The organism is Microseira sp. BLCC-F43 (genome assembly GCF_041929235.1).
In the GTDB taxonomy this organism is placed as follows: domain Bacteria; phylum Cyanobacteriota; class Cyanobacteriia; order Cyanobacteriales; family Aerosakkonemataceae; genus Microseira.
Map to the genome: position 1 here is coordinate 1 of NZ_JBHFNP010000277.1, position 22725 is coordinate 22725.

At 47.1% G+C, this 22725-nt stretch carries 19 protein-coding genes; 3 read left to right on the forward strand and 16 right to left on the reverse strand.

Annotated elements, in window-relative coordinates; translation table 11 throughout:
- Positions 1–190: 190 nt before the first annotated feature.
- Positions 191–694 (reverse strand): hypothetical protein, encoded by a 504-nt coding sequence (locus ACE1CM_RS36055; RefSeq protein ID WP_374883745.1) that lies wholly within the window; start codon positions 692–694, stop codon positions 191–193.
- Positions 695–934: 240 nt separating this feature from the next.
- Here ACE1CM_RS36055 and ACE1CM_RS36060 point away from each other — a divergent pair, with 240 nt between their 5' ends.
- Positions 935–1288 carry a hypothetical protein gene (locus ACE1CM_RS36060; RefSeq protein ID WP_374883746.1) on the forward strand — a complete coding sequence of 118 codons (354 nt, stop codon included), beginning with the start codon at positions 935–937 and terminating at the stop codon, positions 1286–1288.
- A gap of 322 nt (positions 1289–1610) precedes the next feature.
- On the opposite strand, the gene ACE1CM_RS36065 is transcribed toward ACE1CM_RS36060, so the two are convergent.
- From ACE1CM_RS36065 to ACE1CM_RS36115, 11 genes are all read right to left on the reverse strand, one after another.
- Positions 1611–2900 (reverse strand): caspase domain-containing protein, encoded by a 1290-nt coding sequence (locus ACE1CM_RS36065; RefSeq protein WP_374883747.1) that lies wholly within the window; start codon positions 2898–2900, stop codon positions 1611–1613.
- Between the two features lie 8 nt (positions 2901–2908).
- Entirely contained in the window at positions 2909–3289 is a 381-nt protein-coding gene (locus ACE1CM_RS36070) for a hypothetical protein (protein WP_374883748.1), read from the reverse strand.
- A gap of 219 nt (positions 3290–3508) precedes the next feature.
- Positions 3509–3706, reverse strand: coding sequence for a DUF2283 domain-containing protein (locus ACE1CM_RS36075; RefSeq protein ID WP_374883749.1), 198 nt, complete (start codon positions 3704–3706; stop codon positions 3509–3511).
- Between the two features lie 239 nt (positions 3707–3945).
- Positions 3946–4074 (reverse strand): hypothetical protein, encoded by a 129-nt coding sequence (locus ACE1CM_RS36080; RefSeq protein WP_374883750.1) that lies wholly within the window; start codon positions 4072–4074, stop codon positions 3946–3948.
- A gap of 6 nt (positions 4075–4080) precedes the next feature.
- Positions 4081–5151 carry a glycosyltransferase family 4 protein gene (locus ACE1CM_RS36085; protein ID WP_374883804.1) on the reverse strand — a complete coding sequence of 357 codons (1071 nt, stop codon included), beginning with the start codon at positions 5149–5151 and terminating at the stop codon, positions 4081–4083.
- A gap of 89 nt (positions 5152–5240) precedes the next feature.
- Complete coding sequence (locus ACE1CM_RS36090) at positions 5241–6092, reverse strand: glycosyltransferase (RefSeq protein ID WP_374883751.1); 852 nt, start codon at positions 6090–6092, stop codon at positions 5241–5243.
- A complete protein-coding gene (locus ACE1CM_RS36095) occupies positions 6089–7162 on the reverse strand; it encodes a glucose-1-phosphate thymidylyltransferase (protein WP_374883752.1) in 1074 nt (357 codons plus the stop codon). The genes ACE1CM_RS36090 and ACE1CM_RS36095 overlap by 4 nt, the downstream gene beginning before the upstream one ends.
- A gap of 7 nt (positions 7163–7169) precedes the next feature.
- Positions 7170–8045, reverse strand: coding sequence for a dTDP-4-dehydrorhamnose reductase (gene rfbD, locus ACE1CM_RS36100; RefSeq protein WP_374883753.1), 876 nt, complete (start codon positions 8043–8045; stop codon positions 7170–7172).
- Between the two features lie 77 nt (positions 8046–8122).
- Complete coding sequence (gene rfbC / locus ACE1CM_RS36105; RefSeq protein ID WP_374883754.1) at positions 8123–8668, reverse strand: dTDP-4-dehydrorhamnose 3,5-epimerase; 546 nt, start codon at positions 8666–8668, stop codon at positions 8123–8125.
- A gap of 43 nt (positions 8669–8711) precedes the next feature.
- Positions 8712–10475 (reverse strand): hypothetical protein, encoded by a 1764-nt coding sequence (locus ACE1CM_RS36110; protein WP_374883755.1) that lies wholly within the window; start codon positions 10473–10475, stop codon positions 8712–8714.
- Positions 10476–10510: 35 nt separating this feature from the next.
- Positions 10511–11053 (reverse strand): glycosyltransferase, encoded by a 543-nt coding sequence (locus tag ACE1CM_RS36115; RefSeq protein ID WP_374883756.1) that lies wholly within the window; start codon positions 11051–11053, stop codon positions 10511–10513.
- A 45-nt stretch (positions 11054–11098) separates the two neighbouring features.
- On the opposite strand from ACE1CM_RS36115, the gene ACE1CM_RS36120 reads away from it, so the two are divergent.
- Positions 11099–11287 carry a hypothetical protein gene (locus ACE1CM_RS36120; RefSeq protein WP_374883757.1) on the forward strand — a complete coding sequence of 63 codons (189 nt, stop codon included), beginning with the start codon at positions 11099–11101 and terminating at the stop codon, positions 11285–11287.
- A gap of 332 nt (positions 11288–11619) precedes the next feature.
- On the opposite strand, the gene ACE1CM_RS36125 is transcribed toward ACE1CM_RS36120, so the two are convergent.
- From ACE1CM_RS36125 to ACE1CM_RS36135, 3 genes are all read right to left on the reverse strand, one after another.
- Positions 11620–13782, reverse strand: a complete 2163-nt coding sequence (locus tag ACE1CM_RS36125; RefSeq protein ID WP_374883758.1) for an HlyD family efflux transporter periplasmic adaptor subunit — start codon at positions 13780–13782, stop codon at positions 11620–11622.
- A gap of 113 nt (positions 13783–13895) precedes the next feature.
- Positions 13896–16886 (reverse strand): peptidase domain-containing ABC transporter, encoded by a 2991-nt coding sequence (locus ACE1CM_RS36130; RefSeq protein ID WP_374883759.1) that lies wholly within the window; start codon positions 16884–16886, stop codon positions 13896–13898.
- 91 nt (positions 16887–16977) lie between these two features.
- Complete coding sequence (locus ACE1CM_RS36135; RefSeq protein ID WP_374883760.1) at positions 16978–17721, reverse strand: peptidylprolyl isomerase; 744 nt, start codon at positions 17719–17721, stop codon at positions 16978–16980.
- Between the two features lie 472 nt (positions 17722–18193).
- Between ACE1CM_RS36135 and ACE1CM_RS36140 the strand changes: the two genes are divergently transcribed.
- Positions 18194–20899 (forward strand): methyltransferase domain-containing protein, encoded by a 2706-nt coding sequence (locus tag ACE1CM_RS36140; protein WP_374883761.1) that lies wholly within the window; start codon positions 18194–18196, stop codon positions 20897–20899.
- A 317-nt stretch (positions 20900–21216) separates the two neighbouring features.
- Here ACE1CM_RS36140 and ACE1CM_RS36145 read toward each other — a convergent pair whose 3' ends face one another.
- Positions 21217–22695 (reverse strand): calcium-binding protein, encoded by a 1479-nt coding sequence (locus tag ACE1CM_RS36145; RefSeq protein ID WP_374883762.1) that lies wholly within the window; start codon positions 22693–22695, stop codon positions 21217–21219.
- Between the last annotated feature and the right edge of the window lie 30 nt (positions 22696–22725).

The window sequence follows — 22725 nt, forward strand, 5'->3', positions numbered from 1 at the left end:
TGCCTGATTGGCAAAATGTTTACCGCTCAATTCCCGGCGCCATCCATAACGACGGACTATAATTCCCCTGTATGGAACGCTCGCCTAGGTAACGCGTTCTCGCTAGGTTTGTGTCCGGCCACCCTTCTGGGTCCCGCTACACAAACGAAGCGATAACGCTTTCCCTAGACGAGCTTTCAATCCGCTGTAATTATCGTCCGTCTTTATCGATGTCGCCGGGAATTGCGCGTTCAACTTTGTCCCATGCAGCCTTCGTAGCGTGTTTCGCTTTTTCCCAAGTTAAGTTTGAATTGCCACGATTCGCTTCGTATTCCCGCTGTAGATCTGGCTCTAATTCATCGTAGCTTTTGCCACTTTCGTAGTAGCGGGGAAACGCTTCGTACCCAGTCCGGTAAGCAGGTGCGTAGTCATCATAACTTGTATCCGGATCTATATAAGGTTCGGAGGAATAGTTATTGCGCCAGTATGCATCCTCTTGGGTGGGATCAATGGTTTCGGCGACGCTTTTTCCAGCCAAACCGCCAGCGAATGCACCCACCGCTATGCCAATTGCTGCGCCTACTGGACCGCCAATCGCACCGCCGATGGCTGCACCCACTGCACCAGCTGCACCAGCACCAATTCCCGTACCAACTGGATGCGCTCCTGTTTCACCAGAAATCGGATCGCGGTTTGCATCAGGTTCGTTGTTCATAAAATTTGTTTCCTTTACTACATCTTTAGCTAAATTACTGCTAACGCTTCGAGCTATCTTCCCCCTTGGGAAAGAATGTAACTTACGCTTTTCTGTAACTTTCGGTGGATATAAGGCATTGCGATCGCAAACAACCCCGAAGGCGTGGGGTAGTAGGCGATCGCAAAAGCACCCTACGCATGGAAAAAACATCATCGTCGCTGTTATAATAGTTGGCGCGGCCTGAGGAACAGAAAAACAATGTTGGTGACTTTAGATATCCCAGAAGAATTAGCGCTACGACTGACTCCCCTCAAAGATCAACTGCCGCAAATTTTAGAGTTAGGACTGCGGGAACTGAGTGCTAGCTCTCAAACTGGTTTTGCAGGTATTGCTGAGGTGCTAGAATTTTTAGCTAAACTACCAGCACCAGAAGAAATCTTGGCATTGCGTCCATCAGAAACACTGCGATCGCAAATTACTGCTTTATTGGATAAAAACAGAAGCAAAGGTTTAACACCTAATGAAGAATTGGCTTGGGAACAATATCAGTATTTAGAACACCTAGTACGAATTACCAAAGCTAAAGCCTATATCAAGCTCAAAGCAGGTTGATTAATGAGCAAGACTTATGTTCCGTCAGCATTGCGGCAAACCGTTTATGAGCGTGCAAGTGGATGTTGTGAATAATGAAACTCACATCTTGCGCCTGCCGTTTTAGCCCGCCCGGAAATCAATTTCCGGGCTAATAGCGAAAGTCCACTCAAGTGGACTGAAAGCTTTCGATCAGTATTTAGTCCTCTGAAGAGGACTTTCGCTACTCGCTGTGGGAATTGATTCCCTGGCGGAAGTTGCGACTGGTGCAAGATCTAATGATGGTATGCGTTTAAATTGCGTAATTGGCTTCCCCAACTCCCCCAGCTTCCCCAGCTTCTCATTAGGGCTCTTTCCCCTTGGGTTCCCTTGGGAGTGCTGAAGGTGGGCGTGTCGGAGTGTAAGCGGGTTGGGTAGGTTCAGGTGAGGGCGTGGGTTGGGGTGAATTACTCTGGCATGTCCGAAAAACTACCGCCACCACGACTCCCGCACCTCCAAGCCCTGCCAGCTTGAGGAATTGTTTTCGCGTCAATAATTGCCCTGTCGAGAATATTATCCTTTGTCGAAGAACCCTTCTTTCAATTAGCGCAACATCTTCATCTCTGAGTCTCAAAGTGTGCTGCAACCGTTTCAGTCCGTTACGGTTCCTCTCACTCAAGGGATACTGCTGCCCAATCGCCTCGGTGAAAACCTGCTCATAACGCTGCAACTTTGCTTTGCGCTGGTGGTAAGGCTCTAAAACTTCAGACTCGATCCTGTTCGCCTCTTCTTGTGGCAACTTCAAAGTGTTTCGCAACTCTTCCAGGGAACTGCGGTTGATGGAAGAAATTTCTCCTTCATCCTCACGGGCAATTCCCTCAACTTCTTTGCGATACTTCACCTTTGGGTCATCAACGGGTGCTGTCGCCAGCCGAATCCTGTAGCCTTCCTCGACGGGATAGAATTTAGGCGTCATAGCTGGTGCTGCTTCTTGCACTTTGCCGCTGGCATACTCGTGCAACTCATCAACGGAAATCCAACCATCCCCGTCTGTATCTGCCGCGCCTTTTTCAATCCCCTCCACTAGGTAACGGGTATAGATGGAAAGTTCAGTCCCTTCCTGCTCAAAGGAATACTGGGTGGATGTGGAAGATGTGAGGATTGCCCGCCCTTTACCACCTAGCTGAGTTTTGATATCCACCGCACCATCATCTTTGACAGTCAGCCCTTGAGCGATCGCTCCACTAAAGCAACAATCTAGAATCAAGACCTGTCTCTGGGATTTGCTGTCGTTAATACTTTCATGCAAAAAACTAGCCGCTACTGCTGATGGCTTAACCAATCTTCCATTATCTTTGCGAGTGGCACGGGTAGAAAGATAAAGCTTGCCGCTTTCATCTTTCACCCCGTGACCAGAAAAGTAAAATAGCAGCAAGTCATCCCTTTGGCGATGGGCAAAGAGGCGATATATAGCTTCTTCCATCTCTTGCCGCTGGGGATTTTTCAGCACGATAATATCCGCCTCGGCAAAGCCTCCCATTTCTGGGTTTGCCAAGACTCGCCGCATAGCCTCGACATCTTTAACAGCCGCCGGTAGCGGATTTAATCCAGGTTCGTACTCGCTAACCCCGATTAGCAATGCCACCTTCGCCATGTTGCCCCCTAGCCTTTGAGAAATTCTTGTGCTTTTTGATATGCGTAGTCAAACTCGGCTTGGCTGCTGGCTTCGATGTTCAGTTCTCTGCCATCGCTTGCTTTGACGTTCATTTTAATCGGTTGACCGCCTAAGCGATCGCTCAAAAACCCAAACAAAGCCTTGATATTGGCGACACTCACCTCAGCTTGTAACATTCCTAACAAAAAGCCCCCTAAAGCTTTTGAACCTTTGGGGGCTTCTGTAACTGGCACTAAGTCTACATTTTCTACCCCATCCACGTCTTTGATCTGGGGTAGTAAGTTCTCCACTTCTGCTTGTAATTCATCGTCGTCTAAACTTGGATCTTGCAGAGAAATCGTTATCTGAACCTTCGATGTGCTTGTCATTTCGGTAAATCTATTGAGAACTGCTAATATTAGCGATACAACAAATTTTTGTGTAAATCCGGTAAATCTTGATCGGATTTTTTACCCCAGCACCGGGCGCTGACAAGAAGCCGACACACAGACGCCGACAGGCTGAAGCCTGTGGCTACACAAACTTGCGTCCGCCTGCGCGGACTTTGGACAATTAAAGGTTTGCAGTCCAGGTAGGCAGGCAAATCTTTATGCCATTACAATATGTTCCAGCAACCGGGGATTGTTCACGTGTTTTGAAGCATCTAAGATTTCTATCCCCACAATATTGCCTGCTGCATCATAGTCTAGAATCACTCCTGGCTTATCTTCGTTACTTTCTTCAATTGGGGTATCGTTAAAAACAATCCGCAGCACATCGACTTCCGGGTCATAAATTACTTTCATTACTCTCTCCAATATCTGGCAATCTGACTGGTTCGATAAACGGTAACGACAATGGCAGGTCTTGTATTATCGGCTACGATTGCTCGCACTAAATAGATTTTGCCAAACTGACTCTACCTCAGATATTGCACCAGTCCACTCACCCGCCGTGGAATCAATTCCACGACTAATAGCAAAAGTCCATTGAAATGGACTGAAATTCTTGGCGAATTATTTAGTCCTCTTCAGAGGACTTTCGCTTAAGCTGCGCGATTTGAATCGCTGGCGGGTAAGCGGGTAGGTGCAAGATCTGACTCTAGAAACTCCCTGGGAATGCCTCGGCGTTCTCGTTCGTTTTCTGCATGGCGAGAAATGTAAAATTCCATCATCCTTATTCAAAGATAGCGTTGCAGTACATCGGCGGTAGCCTGTCCCGTTTTTGTCCAACTAAACTGTTTAGATCTAGCAAGTCCAGCTTGACGCAAATTATTTCGCAAACTTCCATCCTCCACCATCACTCGCATCGCTTCTGCAATCTCTTCCACGTTATAAGGGTTAATTAAAATCGCCGCATCTCCTGCAACTTCTGGTAATGAAGATAGATTGGAAGTAATCACAGGAGTACCGCAAGCCATTGCTTCTAAAACTGGCAAACCAAACCCTTCCCAAAGACTGGGAAAAACTAATGCGATCGCGCGATTTATCAACACCGGCAATTCACTATAAGCCACGTAATCCAAAAACTTTACATTCGTCAAATTTTTCTCTTCTACAAATGCTTTTATAATAGAAGTGTAGCGGCGATCGCTTGGCCCCGCAATCCACAATTCATACTCCCTACATTTGGGTAAAGCCGCCAACGCCAAAATTAATCTGTGCAAATTTTTATAAGGGTCGTGTCTGCCTATATAAAGGAAATAATTGCTTGTAGGTAAATCTAAAAATCGAAAGTTATTGGCGTCGTGTGCGAGTAAAACAGGGGTAATTTTATTATAAGCTATCTTGAAAAAATTAGTAATATCTTTTGCGGTTGATTCTGAGTCGCAAATAATATGTTCTGATTGTTCTAAAACCCTGGGTACGTAGTAGCGAAAGTAGGCGGTTAAGCGCGATAATTTTACCGGGAAGCGTAGGGGAATTAAGTCGTGAACCGTGACGACATAACGACAGCGAGAGAATAAAGGTGCTTCTGGAATCGGGGAGAATAATAGACGCGATCGCAGCTGATGACAAATTTGAGGAAGTCGCAACTGCGTCCAAGCTAAACGGCGGATATGTCCCTTGGTTCCTTGGTCTGAACTGAGGTTGGTCGGAACGGGGTAACATTTATAAGGCGGGATAGATTGGGGAACCAATAAAGTTGGATTCAGCTGCTGTAGTTCGGGAAATATATTCATAGCATAAGTGGCTAAACCCGTAGGCTTAGCCGTCAAGCACGATAAATTTATTAACAGCGATTCCCCTATATCGGGTGTGGTCATAAGTACTTTGTTGGGATTAACGCAGAGATTCCTTCTACAAATTCCCCGCGTCTCCCCATCCCCGTGTCCCCGCGTCATATTTTGATCGTTCTCTCGCAATATTTCAAAACTCCTTTGATCTCACTCGTCGCTATTTTACGCTGAAAGGGTAACGAAATCAGCGCCGATAAAGTAATTCTCGCAATGCGGTACAATAAAACTAGGTTGCTCCCGTGCTTTTCCAGGGTCAATAAATAGCTATAAATGGTGTGTTGGATTTTTAAGTTGATGTTTCTATTTGTAATCGAAGAAGGTTGGTGAAAGACTTTAATTTGCTCCGTTATAGCTATAATATGTCCCTGTTTAGCATAGCGCAGACAAAAATCGCAGTCTTCGTAGTACAAAAAGTAATCCGGGTCAAATTGCGGACACTCCTTAAATTGTTTGAAGTTAATCAGCAGACTGCATCCCGTTACCCATTGTGTATGTGCGTAGGGTCTTTCTGGTGAGGATATAGGAAGTTTTGTAGCAATGATTTCGCCATTTTTTGGGATAAATTCACCCCCACTAAACCAAATTTTACCCGGTGGTTGGCAAACTATTGTCCCTAAAATTGATATTTCTGGATAAGTTGAAAAAAATTTTTTGGCTGCCTGGACGGAATTATCTATAAAGTAAGCGTCTGGATTGATTATCCAGACGATTGCTTGCGTATCTTTGGCATAAATCCAATTTAATCCCCTGTTGCAGCCTCGACCAAAACCTAAATTTTCTCCCGATTCAATAATAATTATCTTGTCGGTTTTTAGATGATGAATGGCGGCATCATCGGCGGAATTATTGACTATAATAAATGTATAGTCGCCGCCATTGTTCGATTGAATCGATTGGATTAATTGGGCGATGGCATCGGTTGAGTAATAGTTAACAGTAACAAAGTAAATCACGCTAGCTCAATTTGGCTGTCATCCCCGATCATAAACCGCAATGCTTTCGGGCGCTGTGGCGCAACGGTTAACTGTGCGCGTTGTCCAATCACGCTATCTACAATTCGTTGATGAATCCCTACAACTTTAGCCCCTTGTAAAATCACGCTATGGTCTAAGTCAACATCAACCAGTTTAACTTGAGCAGCGATACTGCTATAAGGGCCGATATAGCAGTTTTCGATATGGCAGTCGCTACCGATATTGACAGGGCCGCGAATCGTGCAATTAATTATTTTAGTTCCAGAACCAATTTGCACTCGTCCAATTACTTGACTTTTCTCGTCTATTTCACCTTTGATATCCGAGGTGAGACAGGTATCTAAGATAATGCGATTGGCTTCTAGCAGGTCATCTTTTTTACCTGTATCTAGCCACCAACCTTCTAATTGACAAGCTTCGACTCGTTTTTGATCGTTAATCAGGTATTGAATCGCATCAGTAATTTCGAGTTCGCCACGGGGGGAGGGTTGGATATTAGCGATCGCATTGTGAATCGTGTGAGCAAAATAATAAATCCCCACCAGCGCCAGATTCGATGGGGGGACTTTGGGTTTTTCTATCAGTTGCAACACTCGTCCGTTTTCGTCCACCGTTGCGACGCCAAACGCGCTAGGATTGGCAACTTTTCGCAGTAATATTAAAGCATCTACCGCTTGATCGCTAAATTTCTCTAAAAATAAGCCCAAGTCGCTTTGAATCAGGTTATCGCCCAAATACATAATAAATGGGGAATCCCCTAAAAAAGGTTGGGCGACTTTAACGGCGTGGGCTAAACCAGCGGGTTGTTCTTGCAGGATATAAGTAATTTTGGCACCGAAGCGATCGCCATTACCTGTTTTCGCTTTCACTTCCTCGCCGGTTTCGGGGCTGATAATAATTCCAATATCGGTAATACCAGCTGCGACAATGCCTTCAATTCCGTACCACAGAATCGGCTTATTGGCAACGGGAACTAATTGTTTTGCCCCAGTATAAGTCAGAGGGCGCAACCGCGTACCTTTACCGCCGGATAGAATCAGTGCTTTCATGTCAATTTTAGAGTTTAGATTGGCTAAAATCCCTTAGCATCTGTCGCAGTCCTTGACGCCAGTGCGGGGGATAAGTTCCTAAAACTGCTGCTATTTTGGCACAAGATAAGACAGAATAGGCAGGTCTTTTTGCCGGGGTGGGATATTCGGGGGTAGTAATGGGAATTACCCGTTGCACTTTTAAATTCCAGCCAAGTTGCGATGCTTCTTCAAAGATCGCCACGGCAAAATCGTACCAGCTGGCGACGCCGCTGTTGGTGTAATGATAAGTTCCGGGAGGGGTTTTATCAATTACATTGGCAATGGCATTGGCTAAATCTCCCGTCCAAGTCGGACTGCCAATTTGATCGGCAACGACGCGAATTTCTTCCTTGTCGCTTCCCAACCTTAGCATCGTTTTGACAAAATTACCTTTCCCACCCACACCATAAACCCAAGCGGTTCTGATGATAACGCTATCTTCGCAATTTTTGCCAATCGCCAATTCGCCTGCGAGTTTAGATTTCCCATAGGCACTCAACGGATTGGTAGGATCGGTATCTTGATAGGGATAGCTTTTAGTGCCATCAAACACATAATCGGTAGAAATGTGAATCAGGCGAATCCCCAGTTTTTGGCATTCTTCTGCGAGGATACCCGGCGCCGTCCCATTCACCGCCATCGCCAAGTCGAATTCGCTTTCCGCTTTATCCACCGCCGTGTAAGCTGCTGCATTAACAACCGCATCCGGTTTCACTTCGGCAATTATCTGACGCAGACTCTCAGGTTGGGAAAAGTCTACCCTTTCTCGTCCCACACCGATAACTTCGGCAGAAGATGCCAAAGTTTGTTGTAATTCTTGCCCTAGCTGACCGTTAATACCAGTAACTAAAATTCGCTTCATTGTATTGCTAATAGCTAATGGGTAATTCCTCGTGGTTTCAGCAGGCAGGACTTGCTGAATTAACCATGAGGCTTGACTTATTCAAACACTTCAGCTTCCTTAAACAATTTACCCGCTTCGTCTTTAGCGGATAATATGGGAGATTCATCAAAAGGCCAAGCGATCGCTAAATCCGGATCGTTCCACAGGATACACCTTTCGTGCTGCGGTGCATAGTATTCATCGGTTTTATACAACACCTCCGCCACTTCGGAAACGACTAAAAATCCGTGGGCAAATCCGGCGGGAATCCACAGTTGCCGTTTATTTTCCCCACTCAAATGGTAACCCACCCACTGCCCAAACGTTGGCGAACTTTTTCTAATATCCACCGCTACATCAAACACTTCTCCTACAACTACCCGCACTAACTTTCCTTGGGGTTGTTGCACTTGATAGTGCAACCCTCTCAGGACATTTTTAGCAGATCGCGAGTGGTTATCTTGGACGAAGTGGACGGTTGCGCCTGTTTTTTCTGCAAACGCTTTCTCGTTGTAGCTTTCGTAAAAAAATCCCCGACTATCTCCAAACACTTTAGGTTCTATTAGCAGAACATCATTTATTTTTGTCGTGACAACGTTCACTTTCAATCCTCCCCTATCTTTGGCGATACTATCCCAATCTATATTATTTTGCTATCCGGCGATAGCCATTCAACTGGTAAGCTTTCCCCGTATCCGCATCTAAAGCCCAAGCCTTGATTTTCCCTGCTGCTTTCGGAATTTTATTCAATTGTATTATTTTTGCCCACCCCGAATTCCGATAAGCGTTGTTCTTTAAACTTTTCGCCACATCTTTTCTTTTAATTCCTGGGGAAGCCACGGCAAATGCGATCGCTTCCCCTTGGTTATTCTCATAAGTCAAAACAACCCCATCGGCTGGCTTTTGTTTTTCCGGTAAACCCGCCCATCCCCTTGCTATATACTTATCTTTACCGACTTGTTCTATTCCATCTAACCGTCCATAATCCAACCCAGATACTTGCTTCCCCTCGCTCTTTTCAATTTTATTACTATTCCACAATTTTGGCTTTAAAAATCCCTGGTTATTCAAAACGTTTGCTTTGACTTTTGCCTCGTTGGTATCGCCCCAAATTCGCTTCAGGCAATCATCATCTTTGACGACGTTTATCAACAGCAAACAAGCTTTGCCTCGATACCGATTAACCTGGCTTTCCTCCATTTTTTCAATCCCGTATGCTGCCGTTATAGAGTGCAAGAATATCAGGATTGTTAGCACCGATGAGACAATGCGATTCGCTGTTAAACTTGGTCGAGATATAATTTTTCTGACGCTGGCATCTTCCAGAATAATTGCGGTCAGATAAATCAGAGGAATTGCTAAATATACCGCAAAAGTTGCGTATCTAGAAGACAGGGACTGTTTGACCCCAAACCCAACTCTTCCTGAAGTTGTAATCGCTGCACTTATCAGGGTATACCCAGCGATAATTAACCACCCTGTCGTGCGATGTAGTAAGTTGTTTTGATGCCAAAATTTTAGCAGGTACAGAACCAATCCAATAAAACTCACTATTAAAATTGTACCAACTATCGTAGCGACGGTTAATTTATTTTGAGCCAAGGGCGCTCCCAAAAATGCTAAAAAGTAATTTAACGCTTTAATTGGGTGCAGCAGCGCCTCGCTAAAGCTGGGGTGATAGGGAGGTTTTTTATAGTCATAAAAGTACAGAACTACATTGGATATAAATCCAACTAACCAGGCTACGATTAACCATTTTTGCTTCAGCAATTCTTGGGACGCCTTTGGTTTAGCCAAAGCAATTGCTGGAAAAACCAACACCCAGCATAGCAAACCGTTGGCATAAGAAAAAGTTGAAATTGTTGCTATAACAATGCCGATTAAAATCTTAATTCTTAAGGATAAATTAGAGTATGCCACTAATATACAGCTCGTGAGACAGGCAATGGGAACGAATACGACTACTTGTATGCCAAACAGCCAATTTTCCCACTGAATCGGTGAAAATATTAACAGATTTGACAAACATGCTAGCATCAGCAATGTTACCCTGCTACCCCCAACTGTGAGTAAGCTTAAACGGTAAATATTAAACGAGACTAGGCAAGCCAAAATAAAGATAACTAACATCTCATATCTCACATCCCACCCCGTCAGATAAGCCATCCCTATAAACAGCAGCCGCGGAAAGAATTTCCGGCTTTCGTTGTGCTGGGAAATCAAGTCTTGGAATGTCAGATTGCCCGCATAAATTTTCTCAAACATCGAGGCCAAAGGCCACTGATCCCAAAACAAAACGTTGACACCGTACTTTATGATGAGGATTCCCGTCAAAACTGCGGGAATAATTGCTAGTAAAAAAGCCAGTTTTTCCCCTACTTGTTTAACAGGAAATTTGATGGCATTCATGTCGTTCTATTTTTTGTAATTCCTTAATCTGCTATTTACTCTTCAAATCCAATTTGCTCTCTAATTATATAGTAAGGGCGCTGCTTCACCCGCTCGTAGATGCGCCCGATGTATTCTCCAATAATGCCCAAAGAAATGAGTTGAATGCCGCCGAGAAACAAAGCGGTCGTCAATCCTTGATTCCACTCTAAAAACTCTTGACCCAAAATTAACTTGTAATCCAGTCCAATCAGGCCGATGATAAAGGAAGCGATCGCCAATACAAATCCCAAGAAAGTAGAAATTTTCCAAGGAATTGTGTCACAGGAAAATATGCCATCAAACGCGAGTTTAAACAGCTTGAGTACCGTCACCCTTGGTTCACCTTTATATCGCGGACCCCGTTCTACCACAATACCTGTTTGTTTAAATCCTGCATAGGATCTTAAACCGCTAATATAACTGCCATCGTTAATAAAAATCACCTTGGTATCGCCATCGAGTTGTTTGAAAACCTTAGACAGTCGTTTCCATAACTCCCCCATCGTTTCTGCCTCGTTATAGATTGGAATCACAACGGAATAATCTGCATTTGTCATTGACTTCCTCTCCCACCACTAATACAGAAACCTCAACTCACTTCGTTGCGTCTCCACGGGGAGAATCGCTCCATCAATCCCTGTAATTTTTCTGGTGACATCTATACCATTAAATCAGAGCGATCGCAACCGTTGGCAGCCTTCGCCCAGGGTATCCACGCGGCGAATCGCTTTGGGTTAATTTTACAAGCGATCGCGCCATCTAGAACCCCGATCGTTTTTCTTTCTGCTTAGGACTTATATCATGTTTTTAGGTATCGGTTGTATATAGTTGATTGTGGGAAAAGCTGTTTTTTTTCCTCCCACCAGCTCAAGATCTCACCTGCTCTTGCTCTCACCTGCTTACCTGTTAGCCTCAACTACCGATGCCTAAGGACATGATATAAAACAAAACTGTGGAGACAGCAATTATCCCCACAGTCCAAGATGGTGCTTTTTTTTAGCTGATTAACTCAAGTTGTTAGTTATCTCAAACGTAAAGTGGGGCTAATGGAAGGAAAAATACTATATCAGCAATGAGCAATGAGCAATGAGCAACGGGATAACTAGCAACAGGCGTTAGCTGATTACCTGACAGTCTTGAGGCTATCGGTTGACTTCTGGAACAACTCTGTAAAGATATCGATCACCTTGCGCTTACGCACTTTAATTGTGGCATTAATCGCCATCCCGGATTGGAGATTATATTCCTTACCGTTGACGTTAATTGTCTGGCGCTCCATCTCAATTTTAGCTGGGAACGCATAGAAAGGACGTTCCTGGGTCGGCGGCAAGGCATCGGAACCAATCGAAATTAATTTGCCATTAAGCGTGCCAAATTCCGTAGCAGGGAACGATTCAACGCTGATATCTACATCCATTCCTTCTTGGACATGTCCGATATCTTTGTTTTGCAGGTGAACGGCTGCCACTAACTTATCGTTTGGTACAATTTTCAGCACTGGTTCGTTATCAATTGCTCTGACAACATGTCCTGGTGAATTCGGTTTTAAATCGAACACTATCCCATCTTCTGGCGCGCGCAATTCTTGGTATTGAACTGCTTGTTCCGCTTTCACAATTTGGCTGGAAATTTCATCGAGTTTTTTCTGATTTTCCAAGCGGATGCGAGCGAGTTGGCTATCAATTTCTGCCACCCGTTTTTGATTATCGGCAATTTTCGTCAAGATATCTCTCGCCGATAGGGCTACCGTATTTTGCAACTGTTCCTGCGCCCGATTAATCGCTACTTGGATGCGTTGTTCTTCCTTGACTAAGCGGTCGATTTCGGCTTGAGTTTTCAACAATTCCGCTTCCCGCCCCGCGACTTCGCCTTGGCGATTGGCAATTTCACCATAACTGGCGGTAATTTCCTGACGGCGGCGCAGAATTTCCGATTCCCCGGCAGTGATTTCCTGACGGCGGCGCAGGATTTCCGATTCCCCGGCAGTAATTTCCTGACGGCGGCGCAGGATTTCCGATTCCCCGGCAGTAATTTCCTGACGGCGGCGCAGGATTTCCGATTCCCTTGCCACCACTTCATTTCTGCGGGTCAAAATGTCCGCTTCGCTTGCTGCGACTTCCTGACGGCGCGTCAAAATTTGTTGTTGTTGCCGTTGAGCTTGCAGTTCGGACAGCGCTCCTGCATCTACGACGGGTTTGATTTTGTTATACAAAGCTTGATCCGTCTCGAGCAACTGCCTTGCCGTTTCAATTCGCTCAGCTGCCTTGGGTACTTGCGCCCTTGCCACTAATAACTGCTCAGCTGCCCTGGGTAATTGGGCTTTAGCTACTTCCCACTGCTCAAGTGCTTTGGGTAATTGCGCCTTAGCGGTTTCCAATTGCTCAACGGACCTGTTTAATTGCGCCCTAGAGGTTTGCAGTTGCTCAACTGCCCTGGGTAATTGCGCCTGGGCTGTGGTTAGCTGATCTCTGGCGGTGAGCAATCGCTGCTTCGCTGTTTCTAATTGCGCCTGTTGCATGGGTAATTGTTTCCTAGAAGCTTCTAGGAGTCCCCGCACCTGGCCTAGTTGCGTTCCTAATTCCTGGACTTGCAATCTGGCTGCGGCTACGCGAGACTGTATTTCGGCGCGACTGGCTACTAACAGTCTTTGTTGGTTGGCGTTGAATTCCCCACTGCCACTTCCCGCCGTTTTGCCGCCGGAAAGCTGCGCCCTCAAGTACTCGTTTTCTGATAGGAGGGCGTTGCGCGACTCCATCAGACTGCGCCACTCTGGCGTCCCTCCCGCCATATTGCCATTTTTGGCATCGTTATAAAACTGATTTTCCTTTAACAGCGTCTCCCGCAGTTTTTTCAAGGATTCTAAATCGGCTTGGGGCGCTCTGGGGTCAAAGGTGAGCAGCAGGTCGCCTTTTTTCACCTTTTGACCGTCTTTCACGAAAATTTCCCGCACGACACCGCCGTTGGGCGCCCGCACTTCTCTAGCAGCCCCCACGGCTTCTAATTTACCCATGGCGGGTACGGCTTGCTCGATGGGGGCAAGGCACGCCCAAGCAATCCCAGAACCCGTAATCCCCACAATTACCCAAACAAAGGCGTGGGACCACCAACCTGGTCGTCCTATCAGGACGGGTTGTTCGCTGGGTTTAAATTCGACTACTTTGGGGACAATGGGTTCTGGGCTGGGCAAATAAATCGGTTTAAAGTCCTTGACAGTGGTAGCCCCATTGTGCTTACCATTGCCGTTGCCATTGCCGTTGGCATGATCTAGTAATTGTTTGTTGGTCATAGTTGGTAATTGGTAATTGGTAATTGGTGATTGGTGATTGGTAATTGGTAACAAGCTTTCTTATTACCTATTATCCTCGTTCCCCAGGCGGTCGCCTGGGAACGCCATCCGATTTAAGAAAGTCCCGATTCTTGTTGTTGGTAGAGGCAGTAGTATCGGCCTTTGAGTGCCATTAATTCTTTGTGCGTTCCTTGTTCGACCACGCTCCCCTGATCCATCATCAAGATCACATCGGCATTTCTCACGGTACTGAGTCGGTGGGTGATGAAAAATACAGTGCGATGGCTAAAGGCTGCTGCTAGGTTTTCGCAGACTTGGTGTTCTGAGTGGTAATCTAGGGCGCTGGTGGCTTCGTCTAAGATTAGCATTTTGGGATTTTGCAGCACGGTGCGCGCGATCGCAATCCGCTGTCTTTGTCCCCCAGATAGGGATGACCCCCTTTCCCCCACTATCGTGTTATACCCTTGGGGCAAAGACATAATAAAATCGTGGGCGACTGCTATTTTAGCGGCCTGGATAATTTCTTCATCGCTGGCTTCAGGATTTGTTAAGGCAATATTTTCCCGCACGGTGCCGTTAAATAACAGCGTATCCTGTAACACCATCCCGATTTGCCGCCGCAGCGAGTAAAGTTCGACTTTGGCAATATCGTATTGATCGACTTGAATTCGCCCTGAGGTTGGTTCGTAAAGCCTTGCCAGCAACTTCATCAGCGTGCTTTTTCCCGAACCGCTTTGTCCGACAATTCCGGCAAAGGTTCCCACTGGGAATTCTACATTCACATTCACCAGTTGCAGCGTTCCGCCTGGATTAAACCCAAACGATAAGTTCTCGTACTTGACTGTTCCCTCAATCGGCGGCATGGTGATATTGCTGCGATTGGTTTCGTCTGCCTCTGGAGTGGCATTCATTACATCGCTCAGCCGTTCGATAGATAGAGCAGTTTCTTGGAAGTTTTGCCACAGTTGCACCAGGCGCAACAAGGGGCTAGTAACGTAACCAGCAATAATCCGGAACGCAATTAACTGCCCCAGGGTCATCTTATTGTCTAAAACCAAATAAGCGCCCACCCACAACAGCAGCAGTCCCGATAGCTTGTTGAAAAACCCCGACAGCGAACTGGCGGTACTAAACGTCAGCACTGTCTTAAACCCCGCCGATATGTAGCGGGTATATTTTTCTTGCCAGTTCCAGCGAGATTTTAGCTCGATTGTCTGTGCCTTGACGGTTTGGATACCCGAAAGCACTTCGACTAAATACGACTGACTATCCGCCAAGCGTTCGGCTTTGGTGCGTAACTGTCGCTGTACGATCGGGGCGACAATTAAAGTCAAGATGGCGAATAACGGGATGGTTAATAAGGCGACAACCGTCAGGGGCACGCTGTAAATTATCATCACGATGATATAAATCACCGAGAATACCGAGTCCAGCACGACGGTGAGTGCTGTCCCGGTCAGAAACGAGCGAATATTTTCCAATTCGTTTATCCGTCCTGCTAGTTCCCCCACCCGTCGATGGTCGAAATAATTTAAGGGCAGGGTCAGCAAGCGATCGATTACCTCCGAACCCAGGGTGACGTCAATCCGGTTGGTGGTATCTACAAATAAAACCGTCCGCAGGTGGGTGAGCAACCCTTCAAACACCCCTACGCCTAACAAAAAGACTCCCAACACGTGCAGGGTATCGATGCTGCGCTGCACCAGCACTTTATCGATAATCACCTGGGTGATCAGCGGGTTGGCAAGTCCAAACAGCTGGACAAAGAACGAGGCGATAAATACTTCGATCAGGACTTTGCGATATTTGGAAATAGATGGTAAAAACCAGCGGAGGCTGAAATCTTCTTTAACTCCTTCAAGACGAGCTTCCAGCAACAGCACCTGTCCCTTTGCTCCCCAAGTTTCGGTAAAGTCCCTGGGACTGCGGCGGCGAATTCCTTCTTGCGGTACGCCTAAAACCAGTTCTTTTTCGGTTATTTTATAAACGACGGCAAAGCTATCTTGCCATTGAATTAATGCTGGTGCTGATAATCTGAAGAGAGCTTGGGCGGGGACTTCTACCAGTCGGGCTTTTAAACCCATTGTTTCGGCTACCGCCCCGCAGGTCATCAGCGTAATGTTGCCCGTGGATTTGAGTTGGTTGTCTAATATTTTGCGCAGGATGTCGCGGCGAAATCGCACGTCAAAATGCTGGCTCAGCATTTTGAAGCAAGCTAAAGGTGCTTCAATTTGTCCCCTACCTCGCACAAAGGGGAAGTTTTCTCGTTCTTCTTTTTTTGGTTCAGCAAGCGCTACTGGGATATCAGGCGCGATCGGTATTGCTTCATAGGGTGATTCCCCGCTGTCGGGGACGGGTTGGCTTTGAGTTTGTACGGGTTCGCTGGGATTCTCTGGTGCGGGTTCGCTGATTATTGGCAACCCCAGCAATCTCACCCCTTGTTTGCCTCGAACTGGCTGCCATTTGCCAGATTCTTCTGTCGGAAATCGGCTACCCTCTGAGAAGGCACCGATCGTGCCGCTGCTGACCAGCCATAGTTTTCCCCCATCTAATGCGGGGATTTGCGGCGTGCCGGATGGGAAATTCAGCACTTCTACACCGGGCAGCACCTGGACGGTTAATTCTTTCAGATTGGCGTCCCCCAGGGCGCGGCGCTGCAATTCCACACTCAGCAGTGCAGCAACTTCGCAGGCATTGGCGCGAGCCCGAAATGCCCTCTTTAATGCCTCTTCTTTCTCCACGTAGGCCAGAAATACCCCTGCCGGAACGGTAATGCAGATCGATTCGGTGGATGCGATCGCTGTTTCACAACCCACTCCCCGCACCAGCGAGCCCCACCCCAGCACTTCACCCGGCCCTGCTAACTTTAAGCTTACGGGCATTTGCGTGCGATGGTCTTGTCCCAACAGCCGCACCTGTCCGATGTATATTATCGATATATTCGCAGGCAGCGCCTCTCTTTGCAGGATCGTTTGTCCAATGCGATAGCGCAGCATTTCGCATTCCCCTGCCAGCTTTTGTAATGCGGCGCTTCCCAGTTGCGAGAACGGCTCTGTCTTGGCGAGAAAAGCTTGTATTTCGGTTCGAGAAACTGCTTGGGTCATAGTAATTTTAGATTCGGTAATTGCTAATTGCTAATTGCTAATTGCTAATTGGTCATGCTCACCTGCTCCAGATCGCCTATCCTACTACTGCTTATTCTGGTTGCGTTTCTACCAGCTGCAATGGTCCCATTTGTTTTATCTGCTCGTTCATCCAAGTTTCAAACATTTCGTCGATTAAGCGGCGGCGCATGGCATCATCGAGTTGGGCGGGAATCAATTGTTCTAATCTGACTATGACAAACCATTCCGCTAGGGCGCGCGGAGGCCAAAGTTGACCCGGTTTGCTTACTGATAGTAGTTGACTAATCAGGGGATGGGGTTGACGGATGGGAACTGGTCCCAATAAACCCCCCGTATTCGCTTCTACCCCTTGAGAGTATTCTTTGGCGATTTCGGCGAAGGACTGTTCCCCTCCTTGGATGCGAAAGTATAACTCGTTCGCCAAACCCAGGTCTTTGGTGCGGAGCAGGGAATATCTCACTTGGTCGAGATAGGGTTTGCGTGCGAGGAAATAAGACTCGACCTTATGTCCCCAAGTTTCTTGCTTATATTTTTCCAGCCTCAGGGGTCGCGTGGCGATTTCTTCTAGGTGTTCTGGTGTCAAGTTTTGACTCGTTAGCCAAGCTTCTTTCGCTTCCGGGGTGGTCAGCTGATATTGGGCTTCCAACTGCCCGAGCGCTGCCGCCTTTTCTTCTTCTGTACAATTGATATCAGCGATCGCTTCATCTATTATCAGCCCGCGTAAAAACTGCGGCATCATTTGATACCTACCTAATAATACCAGCATTTCCTCTGCTTGAATTATTTTATTGCCAGCTTGAAACACTTGTGCCATTAGTTACTACTGATAGAAGTTTTTACGGTTGCCGATTTAGATTGGACCCTGATACTAAGTTAACCTGATTCTGTGGGGATTTTACCATTCGACGGCGCCCAAGGGCGCCCAACGGCGCTGCCATCGCCTACTAGGAACGGCGCCCAAGGACGCCCAACGGCGCTCAAGCGCCTACTACGAACGGAGCGGGAGCGCCAGGTTTTTTCCCCGAACGGATATCCGCCCCCTTTGACCTTGATATACAATCGAAAACCGTCAAATTCCCGAAAAGCTGCCAAACGGATGGCAACTGCAATAGCGGCACCGAATCGCCTATGATTTATTACCAAACCTCGGATATTTTTCCCAGACTTTTAGCAAAATGCGATCGAATCGACTTTAACCCTTTAATATACCATTGCAAATCTGGAAAACCGGGAGAATTTTTAAAGAATTGTAAAAAAGCGGCGAATACCCTCTCCTGAAGCTGTCTATGCGGATTTTATTCACCATCCCCCACTACTTTAAACCTCTTGGCGATGGGCGGTACGCTTCCCTGGGAAAAGACCCCCAACCGCGCATCGAGGCGCTAACGGCTTGCGTCACGGCGTTGCACCAGTTATTTGGCAACTCCCAGCTGGTGGCGGACTTTGACCAACGCAAAACAATTCCGGCAAATCAGCCCCAAGCGCATCAAATTGATATTGTAATTTGCACAACTCAGGGTAGCCACCTATTGGATCGACTACCCTTGCCTTCCCATCTCTACAAACATTATCCAACCCGCGTTGAACCGATGATGTTGGGGTTTGAGTGTCAGGCGCTACTGCGGGACTGTTTGGGCAGTTACGAATATTTCTGCTTTCTGGAAGACGACGGGATTTTGCACGACCCCTGGTTGTTTAATAAACTCAACTGGTTTACCCAGCAAGCGGGGAATATGTGCTTACTTATGCCCCATCGCTACGAAGTATCCCTCGATGGCCCCAACTGCAAAACCTACATCGATCCCAACCTAGCACCTGAATTTACCGCTAAATATCAAGACCTGCAAGACCAGCCAGAATTGAAAGGTCAAATTATGGGCAACAGCGTTCGCTTCCTGCGGACATCCAATCCCCATGCAGCTTGCTATTTCTTGAATGTCGCCCAAATGAACCACTGGGTGCGACAGCCTCACTTTTTAGACCGAGATACCAGTTGGTTCGGTCCATTAGAAAGTGCCGCTACCCTGGGAATTATGCGGACTTTTCGCACTTACAAATCAGCCCCCGAAAATGCCAATTTTTTGGAAATCGAGCATTTTGCTTGCGGCTGGGGTGAGAAAGTATTAAGTTTTTGTAGCGGCGCTGCAAAGCAAGGAAGCTCTGGATCGCAGGATCAGGAGAGCGCTGTAGGGGCGGGTTTTACCCAGAAAGGTACAACTCAAACAGATAATTTAACTAAACCCGCCTCTCTTGGCTCCCCCATGACCAATTACCAATTACCAATTACCCATTCCCAACCCTTACCAGACTATTACAATCGCATTAATCTAGATTTGCTCAGGTTATTGCCCGCTGAGGCTAAGGTCATTGTTGAGATTGGCTGCGGAGCGGGTGCTTTGGCAGAACAGTACAAGCGCATCAATCCCCACTGCAAATACATCGGCTTGGAATTGAACCCACAAGCCGCACAAATCGCCGCAACTAGACTAGACAATGTAATCGTGGGAAGTGCCGAAGACCCAAACCTAGCGCTAGATATCCCAGAGGGGACGATAGATTGCCTGGTTTATGGCGACGTGCTGGAACACATGTACGACCCTTGGGCAGCGCTACAGCGCCACGCAGCCTGGTTAAAACCGGAAGGTCAAGTTTTGGCATGTATCCCCAACGTGCAGCACTGGAGTCTGCTCGTCAAGCTGTTGCGGGGCAATTGGAATTACGAAGATGAAGGCTTGCTCGACCGCACTCACTTGCGCTTTTTTACCTTAGATAGCATCAAGCAACTATTTGCCGCTGCAAAGTTACAAGTGTATGAAATTCAAACGCGGGGAAATAAAGGAGCCGATTATGAAAAGTTCCAGCAGGTGATAGCGCCGGTACTCCAAGCTTTGGGTGTCGCGCAGGCTCAATTTGCTCTCCAAACGGGTGCTTTTCAGTATGTGGTGCGCGCAATTAAATCTTCAGTACAACCCAGGCGTCTGCTGATTCAAACGATGATGATGGCGCCTTTGGCTTGCGACAGAGTGCGAGTTTTGGAGCCAGACCGCCTCAGTTCTACGATTCCAGGGGTGCGGACGGTGGCGGCGGTGAAAACCGCCGATTTGAGCATAGCCCAGCCTGGAGAAGAAAAGGTATTGATTTGGCAGCGGGGCTTTTTGCAAGCGCCCGATGATATTCCCAAAATACAAGAATTGTTGCGACGGGGATATTTAATTATAGCAGAAATTGATGACGATCCCATGCGTTGGCCCGCTCACGCAGAAAATCAATTTTTTACCTACCGCGTTTGTCACTGCGTGCAAACTTCTACGGAACCTTTGGCAGAGTTTTTGCGGCAAATTAATCCTAATGTGAAGGTATTTCAAAATCAGCTTGCTTATCTACCAGAAAAGAGGCAGTACGGTGAAGATGGAGAGATAAAAATATTTTTTGGGGCGCTGAATCGCGAGGAAGATTGGGCTGCGATCATGCCTGCTTTGAATCGGGTGTTGGCAGATTATGGGGAAAAAGTGCGGGTGCAGGTAATTTACGATAAGCAGTTTTTTGCAGCATTGGAAACGCCGCACAAGGAGTTAGAACCGTTTTGTCCTTACGAACGGTATCAGGAAATTTTGCACGCTTGCGATATTGGTTTGTTGCCGCTCAATCCTACCCGTTTTAATAACATGAAATCCGACCTCAAGTTTATTGAATGTGCGGGACATGGGGTGGCGGTGTTGTCGAGTCCTACGGTATATGAGGGATCGATTGTAGAAGGGGAAACTGGATTAATCTATCGTTCGGTAGATGAATTCGAGGCGAAGTTGCGGCAATTGATTGAGGATACGCAATTCCGGCATCAGTTAGCAGCAAATGCCTATGAGTGGGTGAAAGAAAATCGCTTGCTGTCCCAGCACTATCAACAGCGGCGGGATTGGTATTTGCAAATGCGAGATGAATTACCCAGGTTGAATGAGGAGTTGCGAAGTCGGGTGCCAGAATTGTTTGGCTGATAATTAACGCAAGTTGCTAGTTATCTTTTGAGGGCCCAAGACAGGCTAATGGCTAATAGCTAATGGCTGGTAGAACCGAAAAATATTCCCATCAGCAATTAGCAATTAGCGATTAGCAATGCGAGCAACCCAGGATAGTTATAACTAGCAACTTGGGTTAATTAGAATTGTAGGTTGGGTTGAGGTAAGGAAACCCAACTTCAGAAAGTTAATAATTGGGCGATTAAAAATCCCGGTTTCTTGAAGAAACCGGGATTCTTGGTTTATATCGGGGTTCACTGGGTTCAACCCAACCTACTACCTACTTGTACAACCTACTAAACGATGATGAAGTCGGTGTTGGTGAGAGTGGTAGCATTTTGTAAAAAGAGGAACTTGCCCTCTGCAAAAGTACCAAAGTCTGGCTGACCAAGATTTTGATTGAAGTAGAGGAAACCAGTACTCTTGTCTAAAACCAGGGGTGCAACGGCAAGCTTAGCCGCATCGACGGATGTAACGACTGCAACTCCTGGTGTCTTGGTTGGATCGTTTAACGGATCGCCAAACAAGTCTTTTCCTAGAACTATCTTGTCTACACCTGACTGAAAGTCTAGGATGGTGTCTAGCCCAAGTTCGGTTAAGTTGGTGACTTTGCTTGCCCCTAATGGATTGCCGTCAGGAAGCTCAATTTTGGTGTAAACAAAGAAGTCGGCTCCACCACCACCAGTGATGACGTCGTTTTCCCTGCCACCAATCAAGGTGTCGTTGCCATCATCCCCAATCAAGCTGTCCTTGCCATCGCCACCGAAGATGCTGTCATTACCAGCACCACCAAACATTTTGTCGTCACCTGTCCCAGCTATTATGGTGTCACCGCCGCCACCGCCATAGACGATATCGTTTTCGCTGCCAGCGTTTATATTGTCATTACCACCCCCACCGTAGACGGTGTCTTCGCCAGCTTTGCAGTCGATAAAGTCGGCACCAGGTGCGGTGTCGTTAGTACTTGTAGTATCGCCACCGACAAAAAAGTCCTTCTGAGCAGTACCTACAAGGGTGTCGGCACCGGCACCACCATAGAGGGAGTCGCTATTAGTACCAGTGGCACCCTCTGACCCAACCAGGGAGTCGTTGCCCTTGTCGCCTTTCAGGACGCTGCGACCGCCTTTACCAATGATGATGTCATCGTCTTGACCACCTAAAACGGTGACGTTGCCTTGCACCGCAGCGTCAAGCGTGATGGTGTCAGCACCCTGACCAGCGAAAATGATTGCTCCTGATGCCTTGACTGTGATGTTGTCGTCGCCTTTACCGCCATACACGGTATCTCCCCCCAGAGCGGTGATAGTATCGTTACCAGACTGCTCTCCCAAGGCATCATCGCCGTACAACAAACCGCCGCCTGCACCAACGAGATTGTCATCATCGGCGTCACCGTACAGCGTCGAACCCGCCGCGCCGACCAGGATATCTTTACCCTTGCCGCCAAACAGAATACTGCTTTGAGCGCCGATCAAGCTGTCGTTGCCTACATTGCCGTACAAGGTATCGGAAAAAGTTGCTTTCAGGGTGTCGTTATCATCACCGCCGATCAAAAAACTTTGGCTGACGCTGGTGAGGTAATCACTACCTTTGTCGCCATAAAGCGTACTGTTGGGGCCACTGCCGAGTAGGCTATCGTTGTCTTTACCGCCATAAAGTATGACGTTTCCCGACAAGGCTCTGATGGTGTCATCCCCTTGCAGTCCATAAATTGTATCGCCAGCAGCACCGACTATCGTGTTGTCGGGTCCCGGCGTAAGTATAATTTCAGCCATTTATCGTTCACTCCTCATTTTGTAGTCGTG